Annotated in this window: 13 protein-coding genes; 2 read left to right on the top strand and 11 right to left on the bottom strand. The window is 47.8% G+C overall.

Going from position 1 to position 14,969, the window contains the following annotated elements; all coding sequences use genetic code 11:
- Positions 1–156: 156 nt before the first annotated feature.
- The 8 genes from ACTCCX_RS04670 to ACTCCX_RS04635 form a co-directional block, all read right to left on the bottom strand.
- Positions 157–1,824, bottom strand: a complete 1,668-nt coding sequence (locus tag ACTCCX_RS04670) for an FAD-dependent oxidoreductase (RefSeq protein WP_463274979.1) — start codon at positions 1,822–1,824, stop codon at positions 157–159.
- A gap of 29 nt (positions 1,825–1,853) precedes the next feature.
- Entirely contained in the window at positions 1,854–2,939 is a 1,086-nt protein-coding gene (gene arsB / locus ACTCCX_RS04665; protein ID WP_463274978.1) for an ACR3 family arsenite efflux transporter, read from the bottom strand.
- Between the two features lie 51 nt (positions 2,940–2,990).
- Positions 2,991–3,335, bottom strand: a complete 345-nt coding sequence (locus tag ACTCCX_RS04660; protein WP_463274977.1) for an ArsR/SmtB family transcription factor — start codon at positions 3,333–3,335, stop codon at positions 2,991–2,993.
- A gap of 98 nt (positions 3,336–3,433) precedes the next feature.
- On the bottom strand, positions 3,434–3,907 hold the full coding sequence (locus ACTCCX_RS04655) for an arsenic metallochaperone ArsD family protein (protein WP_463274976.1): 474 nt from the start codon (positions 3,905–3,907) through the stop codon (positions 3,434–3,436).
- Positions 3,908–4,079: 172 nt separating this feature from the next.
- Entirely contained in the window at positions 4,080–4,313 is a 234-nt protein-coding gene (locus ACTCCX_RS04650; RefSeq protein WP_463274975.1) for a thioredoxin family protein, read from the bottom strand.
- Between the two features lie 32 nt (positions 4,314–4,345).
- Positions 4,346–5,350 (bottom strand): permease, encoded by a 1,005-nt coding sequence (locus ACTCCX_RS04645; protein WP_463274974.1) that lies wholly within the window; start codon positions 5,348–5,350, stop codon positions 4,346–4,348.
- 199 nt (positions 5,351–5,549) lie between these two features.
- On the bottom strand, positions 5,550–5,783 hold the full coding sequence (locus ACTCCX_RS04640; RefSeq protein WP_463274973.1) for a thioredoxin family protein: 234 nt from the start codon (positions 5,781–5,783) through the stop codon (positions 5,550–5,552).
- Between the two features lie 23 nt (positions 5,784–5,806).
- Positions 5,807–6,124, bottom strand: a complete 318-nt coding sequence (locus ACTCCX_RS04635) for an ArsR/SmtB family transcription factor (RefSeq protein WP_463274972.1) — start codon at positions 6,122–6,124, stop codon at positions 5,807–5,809.
- A 534-nt stretch (positions 6,125–6,658) separates the two neighbouring features.
- On the opposite strand from ACTCCX_RS04635, the gene ACTCCX_RS04630 reads away from it, so the two are divergent.
- A complete protein-coding gene (locus ACTCCX_RS04630) occupies positions 6,659–7,777 on the top strand; it encodes a 5-methyltetrahydropteroyltriglutamate--homocysteine S-methyltransferase (protein WP_463274971.1) in 1,119 nt (372 codons plus the stop codon).
- Between the two features lie 61 nt (positions 7,778–7,838).
- Here the strand turns inward: ACTCCX_RS04630 and ACTCCX_RS04625 are convergent, their stop codons facing one another.
- Together ACTCCX_RS04625 and ACTCCX_RS04620 are read right to left on the bottom strand one after the other, a co-directional pair.
- A complete protein-coding gene (locus ACTCCX_RS04625; RefSeq protein ID WP_463274970.1) occupies positions 7,839–9,167 on the bottom strand; it encodes a uracil-xanthine permease family protein in 1,329 nt (442 codons plus the stop codon).
- A gap of 372 nt (positions 9,168–9,539) precedes the next feature.
- Positions 9,540–10,580, bottom strand: a complete 1,041-nt coding sequence (locus tag ACTCCX_RS04620; RefSeq protein ID WP_463274969.1) for a serine hydrolase domain-containing protein — start codon at positions 10,578–10,580, stop codon at positions 9,540–9,542.
- Between the two features lie 214 nt (positions 10,581–10,794).
- Here ACTCCX_RS04620 and ACTCCX_RS04615 point away from each other — a divergent pair, with 214 nt between their 5' ends.
- A complete protein-coding gene (locus ACTCCX_RS04615) occupies positions 10,795–11,985 on the top strand; it encodes an MFS transporter (protein ID WP_463274968.1) in 1,191 nt (396 codons plus the stop codon).
- A 70-nt stretch (positions 11,986–12,055) separates the two neighbouring features.
- Here the strand turns inward: ACTCCX_RS04615 and ACTCCX_RS04610 are convergent, their stop codons facing one another.
- Complete coding sequence (locus ACTCCX_RS04610) at positions 12,056–14,779, bottom strand: cation-translocating P-type ATPase (RefSeq protein ID WP_463274967.1); 2,724 nt, start codon at positions 14,777–14,779, stop codon at positions 12,056–12,058.
- Positions 14,780–14,969: the final 190 nt, after the last annotated feature.

The raw sequence follows: 14,969 nt of genomic DNA, 5'->3' as shown, positions 1-14,969 counted from the left end.
GTGCATATCTACATACCAAAAAATAAAAAAATCCCCATAAACGCATATATAACGCGATTTATGGGGATTTTTCGGTTTAGCAACTGTAAAAGTCGGGAAAAAAATGGAGACTCCAGTTTTGGATTCTCCATTTTTATCTGTTCAGCTACTCACATTCTAGCTTTTTCGCTTCAGCATTTTGAGGTAGCTTTGATAATTCTTGTTGCCTCCGGAAAGGTTATAGACTTCCTGGAAACCCATATTGATCAAGATATTCTGGCCGGCATTTCCGGTCACCCCTTTGTTGCAGTAGGTAACCGTAGGGATATCCTTGGAAAGTCCTCCGGCACGTGCCCGCAATTCACTCAATGGGATGTGGATCGCGTCTTGGACATGTCCCTTTTCAAAATCCTTGGCGGAACGCGTATCGATAACTTGGATGGATTCGCCTTTTTGCTGTGTTTCTACCAATTGGGCCGGGGTCATCAAAGGATTTCCGTGCAAAGCGTTATCCAAGGCCATTCCTGTGTACAGGACAGGGTCTTTTGTCGTTGCGAAAGGCGGAGCATAAGCCAGATCCAGATGGAACAAATCTTCAGCTTTTGCATTGAAGGTGATGGCAGTGGCAAGAACATCGATCCGTTTGTCCACACCTTGGAAGCCCACGATTTGCGCGCCCAAGACCCGACCGGTTGCTTTATCGGCCAATGCCTTGATGACTAATTCCTTACCGCCAAGGTATTCAGCGTGGTCGGGCTTGATGTTGTAAAGGACTTCCACGGCATAACCGGCTGCCTTCGCTTCTCTTTCGGTCATGCCTGTCTGAGCGACATGCAGATTGAATACGCGGAAAATACCGGTACCCAATACCCCTCTATGTTCCAGATTTCCACCAGTGATCACATCACCGGCGATCCGCCCCATCTTGTTGGCCGTAGAGCCCAATGGACGGTAAATCGGTTTGCCTGTGATAACGGAGAAACTTTCCGCCACATCACCGACCGCATACACATCCGGGATATTCGTCTGCATTTTGCTGTTGACGGCAACCGCACCCGTCGCACCGATCGTGACGCCGATTTCCTTCGGCAGTTGGATATTCGGACGCACGCCGGCAGCCAGGATGACGATATCCGTTTCGATGGTGGCGCCTTTTGTCGTCACCACTTTTTTGACGGTCCCACTACCTTCGATGGTCTTGACCGTATCCCCAAGGTGCAAATGAACCCCATTGGCCATCAGCACTTCTTCAACCCGGAAAGCCATATCCGCATCCATCGGCGGCATCACTTGATTTTCCAACTGGACGATCGTGACATCCCAATCTTTCTGCACGAGTTGTTCGGCCATTTCCAGACCGATGAACCCGGCACCGATGATCAGTGCTTTCTTCGGTTGGTTCCCTTCCGAATAACTTTCAATATTACGAAGGTCCTGGATATTTCGGATGTGGAAGACATTATCATATTCAACTTGATCGAATGGAGGTGGCGTCAGCGGAGCCGCACCTGTTGCGAAAACCAACACATCATAAGCGTCCTCTTTAATTTCGCCGGTCTTCAAATCTTTTACTTGAATCTTTTTGGCTTTATGATCCACTTTCGTCACTTTATGTTCCGTAAAGATGGAGACTTCGTATCTCTTTTTGAACCATTTCGCATCCCGCGGCGTCAGACGATCCACTGAATCGACTTCCCCACCGATTTTATATGGGATACCGCAGACGGAATAGGAAATGTCCTTCCCTTGGTCATAGACGACTATTTCCGCTTCCTCCGTGTTTCTGCGCGCTTTGGCTGCAACGGAGGTACCCGCCGCTACCGAACCGATTACGATGATTTTCATAATAAATTCTCCTTTTCAGTTAAAGTGGCTTACTTTACAATCTTTACAGGATTCATTACACCCGTTTCTTTCCCAGGAAACCAGTGTCTTGTCGAATTGGCGATCTTCACCAAAATCAGCATCACAGGCACTTCGGTCAGGACGCCCACCACGGTAGCCAGCGCTGCCGGAGAATCCATTCCGAACAACGCGATGGCGACCGCGACTGATAGTTCAAAGAAATTCGATGCGCCAATCATGCCGGCCGGAGCAGCAATAGCATGCGGAAGTTTCAGCGCTTTACCTGCAAGATACGCAATAAAGAAAATCAGGAAAGTCTGCAGGATCAAAGGCACGGCGATCATCAAAATGTGCAACGGATTCTCCAGAATGACCTCTCCTTGAAAAGAGAACAGCAAGACCAACATCAACAACAGTCCTGCAGTAGTCGCGCCATCAAATTTCGAAAGAAAATCCTTCTCGAAATAAGCGACACCTTTTTTCTTCGTGACGAAAATCCGGGTCAAAACGCCCCCGACCAACGGAATCACTACAAACAAAACGACGGACAGGATCAAGGTGTCCCATGGGACCGTAACATTGCTGACGCCCAACAGAAATTTAACGATTGGAATGAAAGCAACCAGGATGATCAGATCATTGGTCGCAACCTGAACGACAGTGTACGCCGGATTGCCTTTTGTCAATTGGCTCCAAACAAACACCATCGCTGTACAAGGCGCAGCTCCCAAAAGGATGGCACCTGCCAAGTATTCCGTCGCCAATTCAGGCGTAATGAAATTTTTGAAGACGACAAAGAAGAAAAACGCGGAAATAGCGTACATGCTGAAAGGTTTGATCAGCCAGTTCACTGCCCAAGTGACATAAAGTCCCTTCGGATTCTTTCCGACATCCCGGACGCTCTGGAAATCCACCTTCATCATCATCGGATAAATCATGACCCAGATCAATACTGCCGTCGGGATTGATACATTCGCATATTCGAATTTCCCGAAAAATTCAGGTACGGCCGGCAGATATTTGCCGATCAAAACTCCAACCACCATACAGCTCGCTACCCAAACACTCAAATATTTATTGAAGAAGGAAATGCTTGTTTGCTCTTTGCTACTCATTTATTATACCCCCATTTGTTTATTTGCGCTCTTTACAGCACTGTTTTTGCTTCACTGAATCGGTTCTTTTTCATCTGCGCTACACACCTCTTTTGACCGCACAGTTTCACAGATGCATGCGGGCGTATCTGCTATCAATTCCGCTGTATCCGCCTTGAATCTTTCGAAGGCATCTTTATTCAGATCGTAATAATGCCACGTTCCTGATTTTTCCGTCGTCACCAATCCCGCCTTTACCAACAAGTTAATGTGATGGGACAACGTGGGTTGGGTGAAATCGAAGTGTTCCAGTATGTCGCAGGCACACATGGCCCCGCAGGAAAGCATATCGATTATTTTGACGCGCTTCGGATCCGCCAAAGCCTTTGCAATTTTTGCATAATTTTCATAATCCATGATTTCTGATGTCCTTTCTATATAGATATTTTTCTATATATACCAGAAAAAGAAACGCGAGCCGGGGATAACCCGAATCACGCGTACTCTTTATCGTTCTAGCAGCAACCGCCTTTACCGCAACCGCAAGAGCCGCTGCTTGCTGCAGCTTCTTCATGCTTGTGATGATGACCATGTCCGCCGCAACCGCAGCCGCCTTTTGCATCGCCACTTTCTTCATCATGGTGGTGGTGATGACCATGTCCACCGCAACCGCAGCCGCCTGAGGACTCTTCAACGAAGCGCACTCCGATATAGCTGGTGATTTCGTCGTTGGTTGGATAGCCGCCAGTTTTGACGATTTTCCCATCCACAACAGTGATCGGCAAGCTGGTATTTCCTTCCGCTTCAATCTTTTCGCTGACCGCTTTATTCGATCCGAATTGCTCCACATCATCCGTCAAATTGAAAAGTAAAGCTTCGTAGTTCTCCAACCCCTCCAAAGCCTCCATTACTGCTGCGATGCGCATTGCGTCCTGGCTACTGAACAAGCTACTGCTTGTTTCCGGCTCAAAAATAGTGATGTTTGTCATGATTCATTTCCCCTTAGCTTGTTTGTATTTGGAATAGCTTTTGATAGCTTGAAAGTTTTTTAATACCTTTATAATATAGAGTTTCTTCTATCTACAGTCAATCAAAAACTGGAAAATGCAAAAAAAAGTACCGGACAGAGAATAATTCCCCGCCCGGCAGTTCAGCAAATTGTTATTTTTTCAGCAATTCTTCGATTTCTTTCACACTGGCTACTTTACCGTAGGAAACAACTTTTTCGTCGATGACCAATCCCGGTGTGCGCATGATCCCGTATTTGGCGATATCCTTCATGTCGGTCACTTTTGTGATGGTTGCTTCCATCCCCAGTTCCTGCAAAGCCTCTTCCGTATTTTTTGTCAAATTGATGCAATTTTTGCAACCTGTTCCTAAAATTTTGATTTCCATGATGATTCCTCCTGCATATTATTTTTATTATGTTACATAAAGATTGGTCCCAGAAAGTTGAACACATAGCCGATGATGATGATGCCGACAGCCACGATCCCAAAGAAGAGTCCCAACAATTTCGGCTTGACGACCTGTTTCAGCATGACCATCGACGGCAAGGACAATGCCGTAACGCCCATCATGAAGGACAATACGGTTCCCAATCCGACACCTTTTGCGACAAGCGCTTCGGAAATGGGCAGCGTCCCGAAAATATCCGCGTACATCGGAATGCCGACGAATGTTGCCACCAATACCGAATACCATTTATCCTGACCCAACAGAGCTGTGATGACCGATTCGGGAATCCAGTTGTGGATGGCCGCCCCGATACCGACTCCAAGGAGCACGTAAAGCCAGACTTTTTGGACGACTTCCTTCACCTGATCGAAAGCATAATCGACCCGGTCCTTCCTGGTCAACTCGGCTTCCTCCAGTTCAATAGTCGGGCTGCCGAACACAAAGGCCTCGACCTGATCTTCCAGACGCGCTTTTCCGATGAAGGTTCCGCCGATAACCGCAAGGATCAAGCCCACAACAACATAGGCTATGGCGATCTTCCAGTTGAAAATGCTGGCTAAGAGGATGATCGATGCCAAATCGACAAGCGGCGAAGAAATCAGGAACGAAAACGTCACCCCCAGCGGAAGTCCCGATCCGGTGAACCCAATGAATAGCGGAATCGAGGAACAGGAACAGAATGGCGTAATCGTACCCAGTAACGCCGCCAGAATATTGGCGGTGACCCCATCAAACCGGCCCAAGATTTTCTTCGTCCGCTCAGGCGGGAAAAAACTTTGCACGTAAGAAATGCCGAAAATCAATACCGATAACAGAATGAAGATTTTGATGACGTCGTAGATGAAGAAGTGGATGCTGCCGCCTACCCTGCTGGTGAGATCCAATCCGAAGACATCCCGGACAAGTACACCGACCAAATCGCTGAGCCACTGCATTTTTAATAACTGATCATTTAACCATTGAAATATTCCCATGATGAACTGCACCTTCTAGTTTATATTTTTTCCACACAGCATATCGATATTTATCTATGTGTTAGTATACGCGTACATATAGATAAATGTCAATGTGTTATTTTCGAATAATGAAAGACCCAAAAAAGCTACGATAAGTCCGGTGCAGAACCCCGGTTTTCGCAGCTTATTCAGTCAAGGACAGGATTTTCTCTTTTTGTCACTTTTGCAGCAGTTCTGCAATGTGTTTGGGCGTCAGGATCCGCCCATATGAGACGACCTTCTCGTTGATGACCAGCCCCGGTGTCTGCATGATGCCATATTTCGCGATTTCTTTCGGATCTTCCACTTTGACGATTGTTGCTTCCATGCCGATCTTCTTCAGCGCCTCGGCTGCGTTTGCATGTAGCTTCTCACAATTACGGCATCCTGGTCCCAGTATCTTGATTTCCATTTCCATCCCCTGCTTTCGAATGCTTATACAGTGGTGCCTTGCTTTGCCATGGATTGGAAAAAGTTCTTCAACTCATCCAATTTTTCGTGATTTACGGAGTATTTGACCCAAATTCCGTCTTTTCTGCTGTCAACCAAGCCGCAGTCCTTCATCATCTTCATATGGTACGACAGAGTCGGTTGTGTAATCGAAAATTGCTCCAATAACGCGCAGGCGCACATCTCGCCTTCCGACAATAAATCCATGATTTCCAATCTGGTTTCGTCCGATAGCACCTTCAGACATTTCGCATATGTTTTGTATTCAATTGCCATATTCAATTCCTCTTTCCCTACTGTCATTGGAGGCACTCCACCCCGCTTTGACTCTCTTGACGCCTTCACATAGACATCTATCTATATGAAGTATATACCCTTGCAGTTAGAAATGCAATTTCCTTCTTGAAGAACCCAGGTTTGAAGGCATCAAACCAGTAAAATGAAAAAATAATGAAAAAAGGTTTGACTCATTCTTATCCGCTTGTTATTATGTATATAAATTTCAGAATAAAATCACATTGAAAAGATAAGTACGGATGGACGAAATGCACAGAGAACCTCGGCAGCTGAAAAGAGGACAGGGATGCTATCCGGAAATGGTCTTCGAGTGAATGGACGGCGAACGCTCTTTTAGAACCTCAGCCCTCCACGGGAATGCCCGTTACAGTATCACAGTATCCTGAACAATATTTTGCTTCGGCGTACTGGCTAAGGGAAAAATCGAGAGGTTTTTCCGAATCAAGGTGGTAACACGGTGAATCTTTCATACGTCCTTGCGCAGCTCATTGCGCAAGGACGTATTTTTTTACAAAAAACAAACGAAAGAAGGAAAATATCATGACAATCCAAACAACTTTAAGCAGAACGAAAGCACCTTTCCGTGCAGACCACGTAGGAAGCTTCTTGCGTCCTGAAAGCATCAAAAAAGCCCGCAAAGAGCTTGCTGAAGGAAAAATCACGAAAGAAGACCTGCGTGAAATCGAAAATATTGAAATCACACGCATCGTCGACAAACAGATCGAACTTGGCTACAAAGGCATCACGGACGGCGAATTCAGACGCTCTTATTGGCATTTCGATTTCCTTGAGAACCTATTAGGCTTTGAAGGTTACCTTGCGGCGCAGGGCAAACAATTCCACAACGTTGTCACCAGCGCCCACAGCGTGCGCAACATAGGTAAAATCGCCTTCAATCCGGAACACCCTTTCTTCGCTGACTATGCTTTCTTGGCTGAAACAGTAGGTGACAGAGCGGTTGCGAAGGTATCGATTCCGAGCCCGAACCAATTGATCCGCCTTGGTTTCCGCAACGAGGAAATTTACCCTACATTGGAGGAATACGCTGCCGATCTGCAACAGGCTTACCGCGACACAATTCTGCACTTCTATTCACTGGGGAACCGTTACATCCAGATCGATGACACTTTCTGGGGTGACCTTTGCTCGGATAAAGCATTGGAAATTTTCGGTTCACAGGAAACCTACGATGAATTGAAACGTGTCGCTACGGATAACGTCAAAAACATCCAGATTGGCCTGCCTGAAGATTTGGTCGTCACAACGCATATCTGCCGCGGCAACTTCCGCTCGTCCTACTCGCAGGAAGGCGCTTATGAGCCTGTTGCGAAAGAACTGTTCGGCGAAACCGGCTTTGACGGCTTCTTCCTGGAATACGACACGGACCGCGCCGGCGGATTCGAACCTTTACGCCATTACAAAGGCGACGGCCAAATCATCCTTGGTCTGATCACTTCAAAAACTCCGGAATTGGAAAAAATCGAGGAAGTTAAAGCACGGATCGCTGAAGCATCCAAGTACGTGCCACTAGAGCAATTATGCCTGAGCCCGCAATGCGGTTTCGCTTCCACCGAAGAAGGCAACAACTTGACGGAGGAACAACAGTGGGCGAAGCTGGCTTTGGTCAAACAAATTGCTGATGAAGTCTGGGGAGCCTGATAAAATCCCGACAAAAAAACGCATCGCCACTCAATTTTGAGTGGCGATGCGTTTTTTAGCATTAATGGTTGTGTTTGTGTTCTTCTTTTTTATGAATCGGATGTTTTGGATTGTAGGCCTCTTCATGTGGCAGAACCAAGTTCAGGATGATGCCGGTAATAGCGCTCAAGGCAGTCCCTGACAAAGTAACAACACCCGCAATATCCAGAACGGCCCCACCCAATCCCAGCACCAACATCGAGCTGGCGATGATCAGGTTGCGGACATGATTGAAGTCGATCTGTTCCTCGATCAGCACTTTCAGACCATTGCTGGCGATGACTCCATAAAGCAGGATGGACATACCGCCCAGTACAGATGTCGGGATAGTTGAAATCAGCGCCGTGAATTTACCGAAGAAGCTCAAGCCGATTGCGATGAAGGCTGCATTACGAATGACGGAAACGGATGCGATACGCGTCATCCCGATAACTCCGGTATTTTCGCCGTAAGTAGTATTCGCTGGTCCGCCGATGAATGCTGAGACGGCAGTCGCTACACCATCACCCATAAGCGTGCGGGAAAGACCAGGCTCCTTCAGGAATTGGCGGTTACAGATTTTACCCAGAACAGTATGGTCCCCGATGTGCTCCGAAATCGTCACCAATGCGACCGGGATGATGGCCAATGTTTCCGGTCCGAAATACAAATCATAAGAACCGAACCATGGTGTCTCGAACGGAAGATAGAACCCTGGCAATTCAAACCATTTCGCATCCAGGACTGGTTGGAAGTCGACCAGACCCATGAAAAGCGCAATGACATACCCTCCGATAATACCGATCAGGAAAGGAATGATTTTGAAGAAGCCTTTCCCTTTTGTGTTGATGAACGATGTGATCAGGAAAGTTGCAATCGCCACGATGATGTGTCGGATGTCACCATCAGCCACAAAGCCGGCATTGGTTACCGCAGATGAAGCCAGACCCAAACCGATGACCATGATCATCGGTCCGATGACGATCGGCGGCAGCAACTTGTCGATCCATTTTGTGCCAAGAACTTTGACAAGTCCCGCAATCAAGACATATACAAGTCCCACCATGATGACACCAGTCTGCGCGGCTTTTATGTCCCCGCCCATTTGCTCCATCGCCACAGCCATCGCTGTGATGTAGGCGAACGAGGAACCCAAGTAAACGGGAACTTTCGCTTTTGTTGCCACCTGATAGATCAGCGTACCGATACCGCTCGCGAACAAAGCGACCGATACGGGCATCCCTAAAATAAGCGGAACTAATATTGTTGCTCCAAACATTGCAAAGACGTGCTGAAAACTCAACAGAATGCCTTTCAGGACTTCCGGTTTTTCATCCACGTCCAATAATAACGGTTTTTGGTTGATTGCCATACCTTTTCCTCCTAGTTTTTGGGCAAAAAAATACCCTTTTGACGTTTTTTTGCAAAAGGACCTAAGGTATCAAATGTATGTGATTTGTTACCCTTCATAATCTCTCTGGATCATATTAAAGGACTTTGCTTTCCTATCTTATCAATTGTCAGTGAAATTTTCAATAGCAGTTCTCATGTGAATTTTCTAATTTGATGCTTCCCAAAATATTAATAAGCTGTCATACTATATTCAGAGTGTCGCTGTATACTGTTTAAGTACTGAGAGAAACTACTCTTTTTCTTCGGACCTCCGAACAGGATCGGGGAAGCTGCAACTTTCCCTTCCACTTTCTGAAGAATATCGTCCATCAAGGGACCGCAAAAACGCCACTCAAACAGTGGCGTTTTTTGTTATTCCGCTTTTTTCACAGACTTCCTTCAAGTATATAGCAATCAGCTCATCTCGGACCATTATCCATTCCGGCCTGCGGTCTACAAGGTGGACACGGTTCGAAAGCAGTATGAACGCTCTTTGCCGGTTCGGATCCAGAATCATGAACGTTCCGGTATAGCCGGTATGCCACAACACAAAATCATTCCCTTCCTGAAACAGGTTCCACCCCAAGGACCGCGGTTGGCCAGAAACACTTCCCCAATCCTGCAGCAGAAATCGGACAGTTTCTTCCTTCAAAATCCGTTGGCCTTCCCACTCCCCGAAATGCAACAGCATTTGGCTAAATCGGATCAGGTCATTCATGGGCGCAAACAAACCCGCACTTCCGCAATGACTTCCTAAGATAAGTGCTTTGGGATCATGCACCACTCCCCGGATCACGCCTCTGGTCGGATGGTTTTGTGTCGGAACGCAGCCCAATGGATCCTGAGGCCTATAGGTGCTCTCTGTCATTCCCAATGGACGTTTGATGCGTTCTTCAAAGTTCTCCGCCACAGATTTTCCGGTCAGCTTCTCGATGATGAAGCCTGCGAGGATAAAGCCGGTGTCCGTATAGACCACTTTTTTCCCGATGTCCTCTCCGGGCTCAAGCGAAATCAAGGCAGCAGCGAGTTCCTCACTGGACAGTTCGTCTCGATTTTTGATATAGCCTTTCAGATCTGACGTGTGCGTCAGCAAGTGGCGGATCATCACATCACCAGAAGCGAATGCCGGCAGATACGCCTGAACCGGATCTTCGAAGTGGACGCGCCCTTCTTCGTGCAACTGCAGCAACACTGTCGTCGTGACGATTACTTTCGTCAAGGACGCTAAGTCGTAGAGCATGCCATCCTGTAAGGCATCCCGCTTGGGCAGGATCGCAGCCGATCCGACTAACCGACTTTCCGTTTTATCCTTTTCGATGAAGGTGTAGGTCGCTCCAGGAAAAACAGCATCTTCCAACATCTTAATGATTTTCTTTTGGGTATATGGATACATCAACAAGCCATCCTTTCTTCTACTATAGTTGTCTCTCATTATAGCGTATCCGAAGCCAGATGCGCGGTACCTTTCGAACGCTTTTTACAATTTCCGGGAAGATAGGCTCGAGTTTTGCGAAGCAGATTTCAAATTTGAAAACAAACAGGCTTATCACCAGCTCTTGTGTTAAAATATTGTATATTAGTGAACTTTAATGGAGGAAATCAAATCGATGGGGTATTTTAAGGAACGCCTGTATCAGCAATACGTGATATTATTCTTCTTCTATTTTATGGCCATGGCGGCTTTATCATCATTGATCACCGTCTACATGCGTGGCCTTGGCAAAAGCGGATCGGAAATTTCATTCGTTCTTATCCTTTCAAACATAATCGCACTCGTCATCCAAGGAGTTATCGGTTATTCGAATGAAAAATGGGGGACGCACAAGACCGTTACTATTTATGTTCTGTTCTCATCCGTCATCAGCTGCGGACTTTTTTTCTTCACAGGCAACTGGCTGTTTGGACTCGTTTATGGGTTGGCGAATGCCATCACCTTGGGACTGGCACCGCTGTTCGATGTGCTTGCCGCCAATAGCCCATACAAATTTGGGCAGATTCGCCTCTGGGGAACAATCGGCTATGCGGCCGGGCAACAAATTTCAGGGATCATCTATGATTTTATATCCCCGAAATCGATTTTCGTGCTCTATCTTATCTGCTATCTTTTGAGCATCCTATTCTTGTATCTGTTGCCTAAACCTGCGCAAACACTTGAGTCTCCTCAGGATTTATCCGAAAAGAAGGAGGAAGCTTCCGGAGGCAATACGATCAAGAATATCTTCCAGAATAAACTTTTCATCACCTATCTGATTTTGGCTTTCATCATTTTCGGTACGAATACGGTCAACACCAGTTATCTGCCCTTGCTTCTAGCTGATACGGGTGCTCCCGTCGCACTCGTCAGTACAACCTTGACTGTGGCCCTCTTCGCGGAAGTCATCGCGATGGCCTTTTCACATCGTTTCATGGATCATTTTACGAACAAGCAGCTCCTTCTGGCCATTTTGTTCCTATCCGGAACTGAATATCTGATCAATTATCTCTCGGATGACTTTTTGGTGCTTTCGATTGCGACCATCCTGACCAAGTTTTTCGCTTCCGGCACCTTCATTATGCTGAATCTCAAGATGGTTTCCACCTTGTTGAACCGGAAACTGATTGCCACAGGAACCGCCGTAGTCTCCATGCTCTCGAGAAATATCGGCACCATCTTCTTCCAATTGATGGCAGGCCCAGTAATCGACCAAGTCGGGCTCAATTATCTTTATCTGATCCTTTTTGCCTTTACGATCATCGCTTCAGTGATTGGTCTATTGTTCAAAGTACCGGCGCAACCGAAAGAACGCCTCTTTTCTTGAGAATATTTTAATCGCCAAAACGGCCCGGGAATCCAAGTTCCCTGGCCGTTTTTTTCTGTGATCAGATTAGCTATCCTCTGACTCGTTTAATGATCAGCTTCGTCGCTTCCATCAATGCGACAGCAGTAAAAGCCAAACCTGCCGAAATCACAAACTGCACCAAGCCAAAGTCGGCCGGTATCGAGAAGACGCCGCGCATCGCTGGCAGCAAGGTCACTGCGTACAGTGTGCTGCAGAAAGTGACAGCATAGAGGACATATTTGTTGGCAAAGAAGCCTGCCTCGTTTGCTGTTTGGGAATTCGAACGGGCCGGGAATGTCTGAAATGTGCGGGCGATGATCAAGGTAGAGAAAGCCATTGCCACACTCATTTCAGCAGAGTAGATGCGTCCAATGAATTGCGAAAGGATGACGGCTATGCCGATCAGCACGCCGCGGTAGATGACCGAAATGAGCGTATCACCCGAGAAGATGCCCTCGTTTGGATTCCTTGGTTTGCGGGACATCACATCTGGCTCACCCTTTTCCATCCCCAATGCAATCGCAGGAATGGAATCATTTACCAGGTTGATGAACAGCAACTGCAGGGCAGTGAAAGGATTCACCCAATCCATCAGGAGCGCTGCGATGATGGCGATGATCGCTCCCAGATTTCCCGAGAAGAGATAGGCGATGGCTTTTTTGATGTTGTCGTAGACGTTGCGGCCGACTCCGACCGCGCTGACGATGGAAACAAAATTGTCGTCGGTCAGCACCATCGCTGCCGCCTCTTTCGCTACATCCGTTCCGCTGCCCATGGCGATGCCGATGTCAGCCTGCTTCAAAGCTGGCGCATCATTTACCCCGTCGCCCGTCATTGCGGTGACATGGCCTTTGTTCTGCCAAGCGCGGACAATCCGGATTTTGTTCTCGGGAGATACCCGGGCATAGACGGATACCCGCTCCAAGATGCCATCCAGTTCCCGATCGCTGAGGTTGTCCAACTCTTGCCCTGTCAAAGCGAGGTCCTCCGCGTCCGCAATGCCGATGTCGCGGGCGATTGCGCGCGCCGTCGTTTTGTGGTCACCAGTGATCATTACGGTCTTGATGCCGGCCTTTTTGGCATCCTCAACTGCGGCGTATACTGCTTCGCGGGGCGGATCGATCATCGCCATGAGCCCGACCAAAATCAAATCGTGCTCTACATCAAAATCAAGCACCTCTTTTTCATCCATCGGCCTGTAGGCAAAAGCCAAAACGCGAAGGGCGCGATTCGAGAAATGTTCGTTCTGCTCCTTGATTTTTTCCAATCGCTCTTTCGTCAACGGCAACACCTCACCGTTGCTCAACATTTTGGTACTGCGCCCGAATACGACATCAGGTCCGCCCTTAGTCAGAAGCAAACGCTCGCCGTCGACCGTATGGACCGTTGACATCAGCTTCCGTTCCGAATCGAATGGCAATTCAGCTTCGCGGGGATAGGCTTCCCGCAACTCATCGAACGGCTGGTTTACTTTGTTGCTGAAGGCGACCATGGCAACTTCCGTGGGATCCCCCAATTCCTGCCCTTCCGTATTGATGCTTGCATCGTTGTCCAAGACAGCAATCTGCATCAGCCGCTGCTCATCGAATGACCACGTCCGAGGTTGATTGTTGAACGCATCTGACCGTCCGTTCACCAAATAGTGGTCGACGATCGTCATCTTGTTCTGTGTCAATGTTCCGGTTTTGTCGGTGGCGATGATGCTGGTCGATCCCAACGTTTCTACTGCAGACAACTTACGGATAATCGCATTTTGCTTGGCCATCTTTTTCGTCCCTATCGAAAGGACGATCGTCACGATCGACTGCAGTGCTTCCGGAATCGCAGCAACAGCGACGGCTACAGCGAACATGAAGGCACTCAACATACCTGCGCCCATATCCGTTGTCCCTTCTCCCATCATGCGGATGAACTGGATACCGAAAATGATGCCGGAAAGTATCAGGATTCCCACGCCCAACTTTTTGCTGAAATGCTCCAGATTCTTTTGGAGCGGCGTCTGCTTGGACAGCGCATTTTCCAGGAGGTTCGCCACTTTTCCGATTTCAGTATCGTTGGCGATGCCGGTAACCACAAACTCACCCCGGCCGTATACCGTCAGTGTCCCACTGTGCACCATATTGGAGCGATCCCCAATCGGAGCGGCACCGTTGATATCCTTCACTTCCTTATCCGCAGGGAGGGACTCCCCGGTAAGCATCGCTTCATCAACCTTCAGCGAACTAGCTTCAATCAATCGGCCATCAGCAGGAACATAATCGCCTGCGTCCAAGCTGACGATATCGCCGACAACCAATTCTCTTGCCGGAATGGTGAGCCGAGCGCCATCCCTTTTTACCTTTGCCATCGGGGCGGACAAGCTCTTCAGGGCATCAAGCGATCCTTCTGCTTTCCGGGTCTGGATGACGCTGACGACTGCATTGATCATCAGAACAGCGAAAATGATCAAAGATTCCGCTGCATGCCCCATGCCCATCTGAATTGCGGCCACTGCCAATAACACCAGTACCATCGCATCCTGGAACGTCTCGATAAACAGCTTCAGGACGGAATCCCTTTCCTTTGTCCCCAGCTCGTTGAAGCCATGTTCTGCCTGTCTGCTTTCGACCGTCCGTTCATCGAGCCCATCTTTGGTGCTTTTTGTTTCGGAGAAAATCGTCTCCAGGCTTTTCTGGTATGCCGCTAAGAAGGTACCTTCTGGCTTGTTCTTCTGATGATGGCCCGCATTCTGTTTTGCTCCTATTGCCTTTGTGCTTATTCTTTCGTCTTCCATTCGTTATCCTCCTGTCGGTTCATCTTTATATCGTTCACTGTTTTAGCAGTCATCCTTATAGCTGCATCAAATCTCTGCCGCTTTCACCCACTTTCTTCCGCAATCGAGAAACAAAAAAAGAGACTCACGCGCTACCGTTTCTCTCAAGAAACGGTAGGCGTAAGTCTCACTATTTAAGGCAACACCAGAA

The organism is Trichococcus sp. (assembly GCF_055118575.1).
The sequence above is the reverse complement of the archived record's forward strand: the minus strand, read 5'-3'. Positions and strand labels throughout refer to the sequence as shown.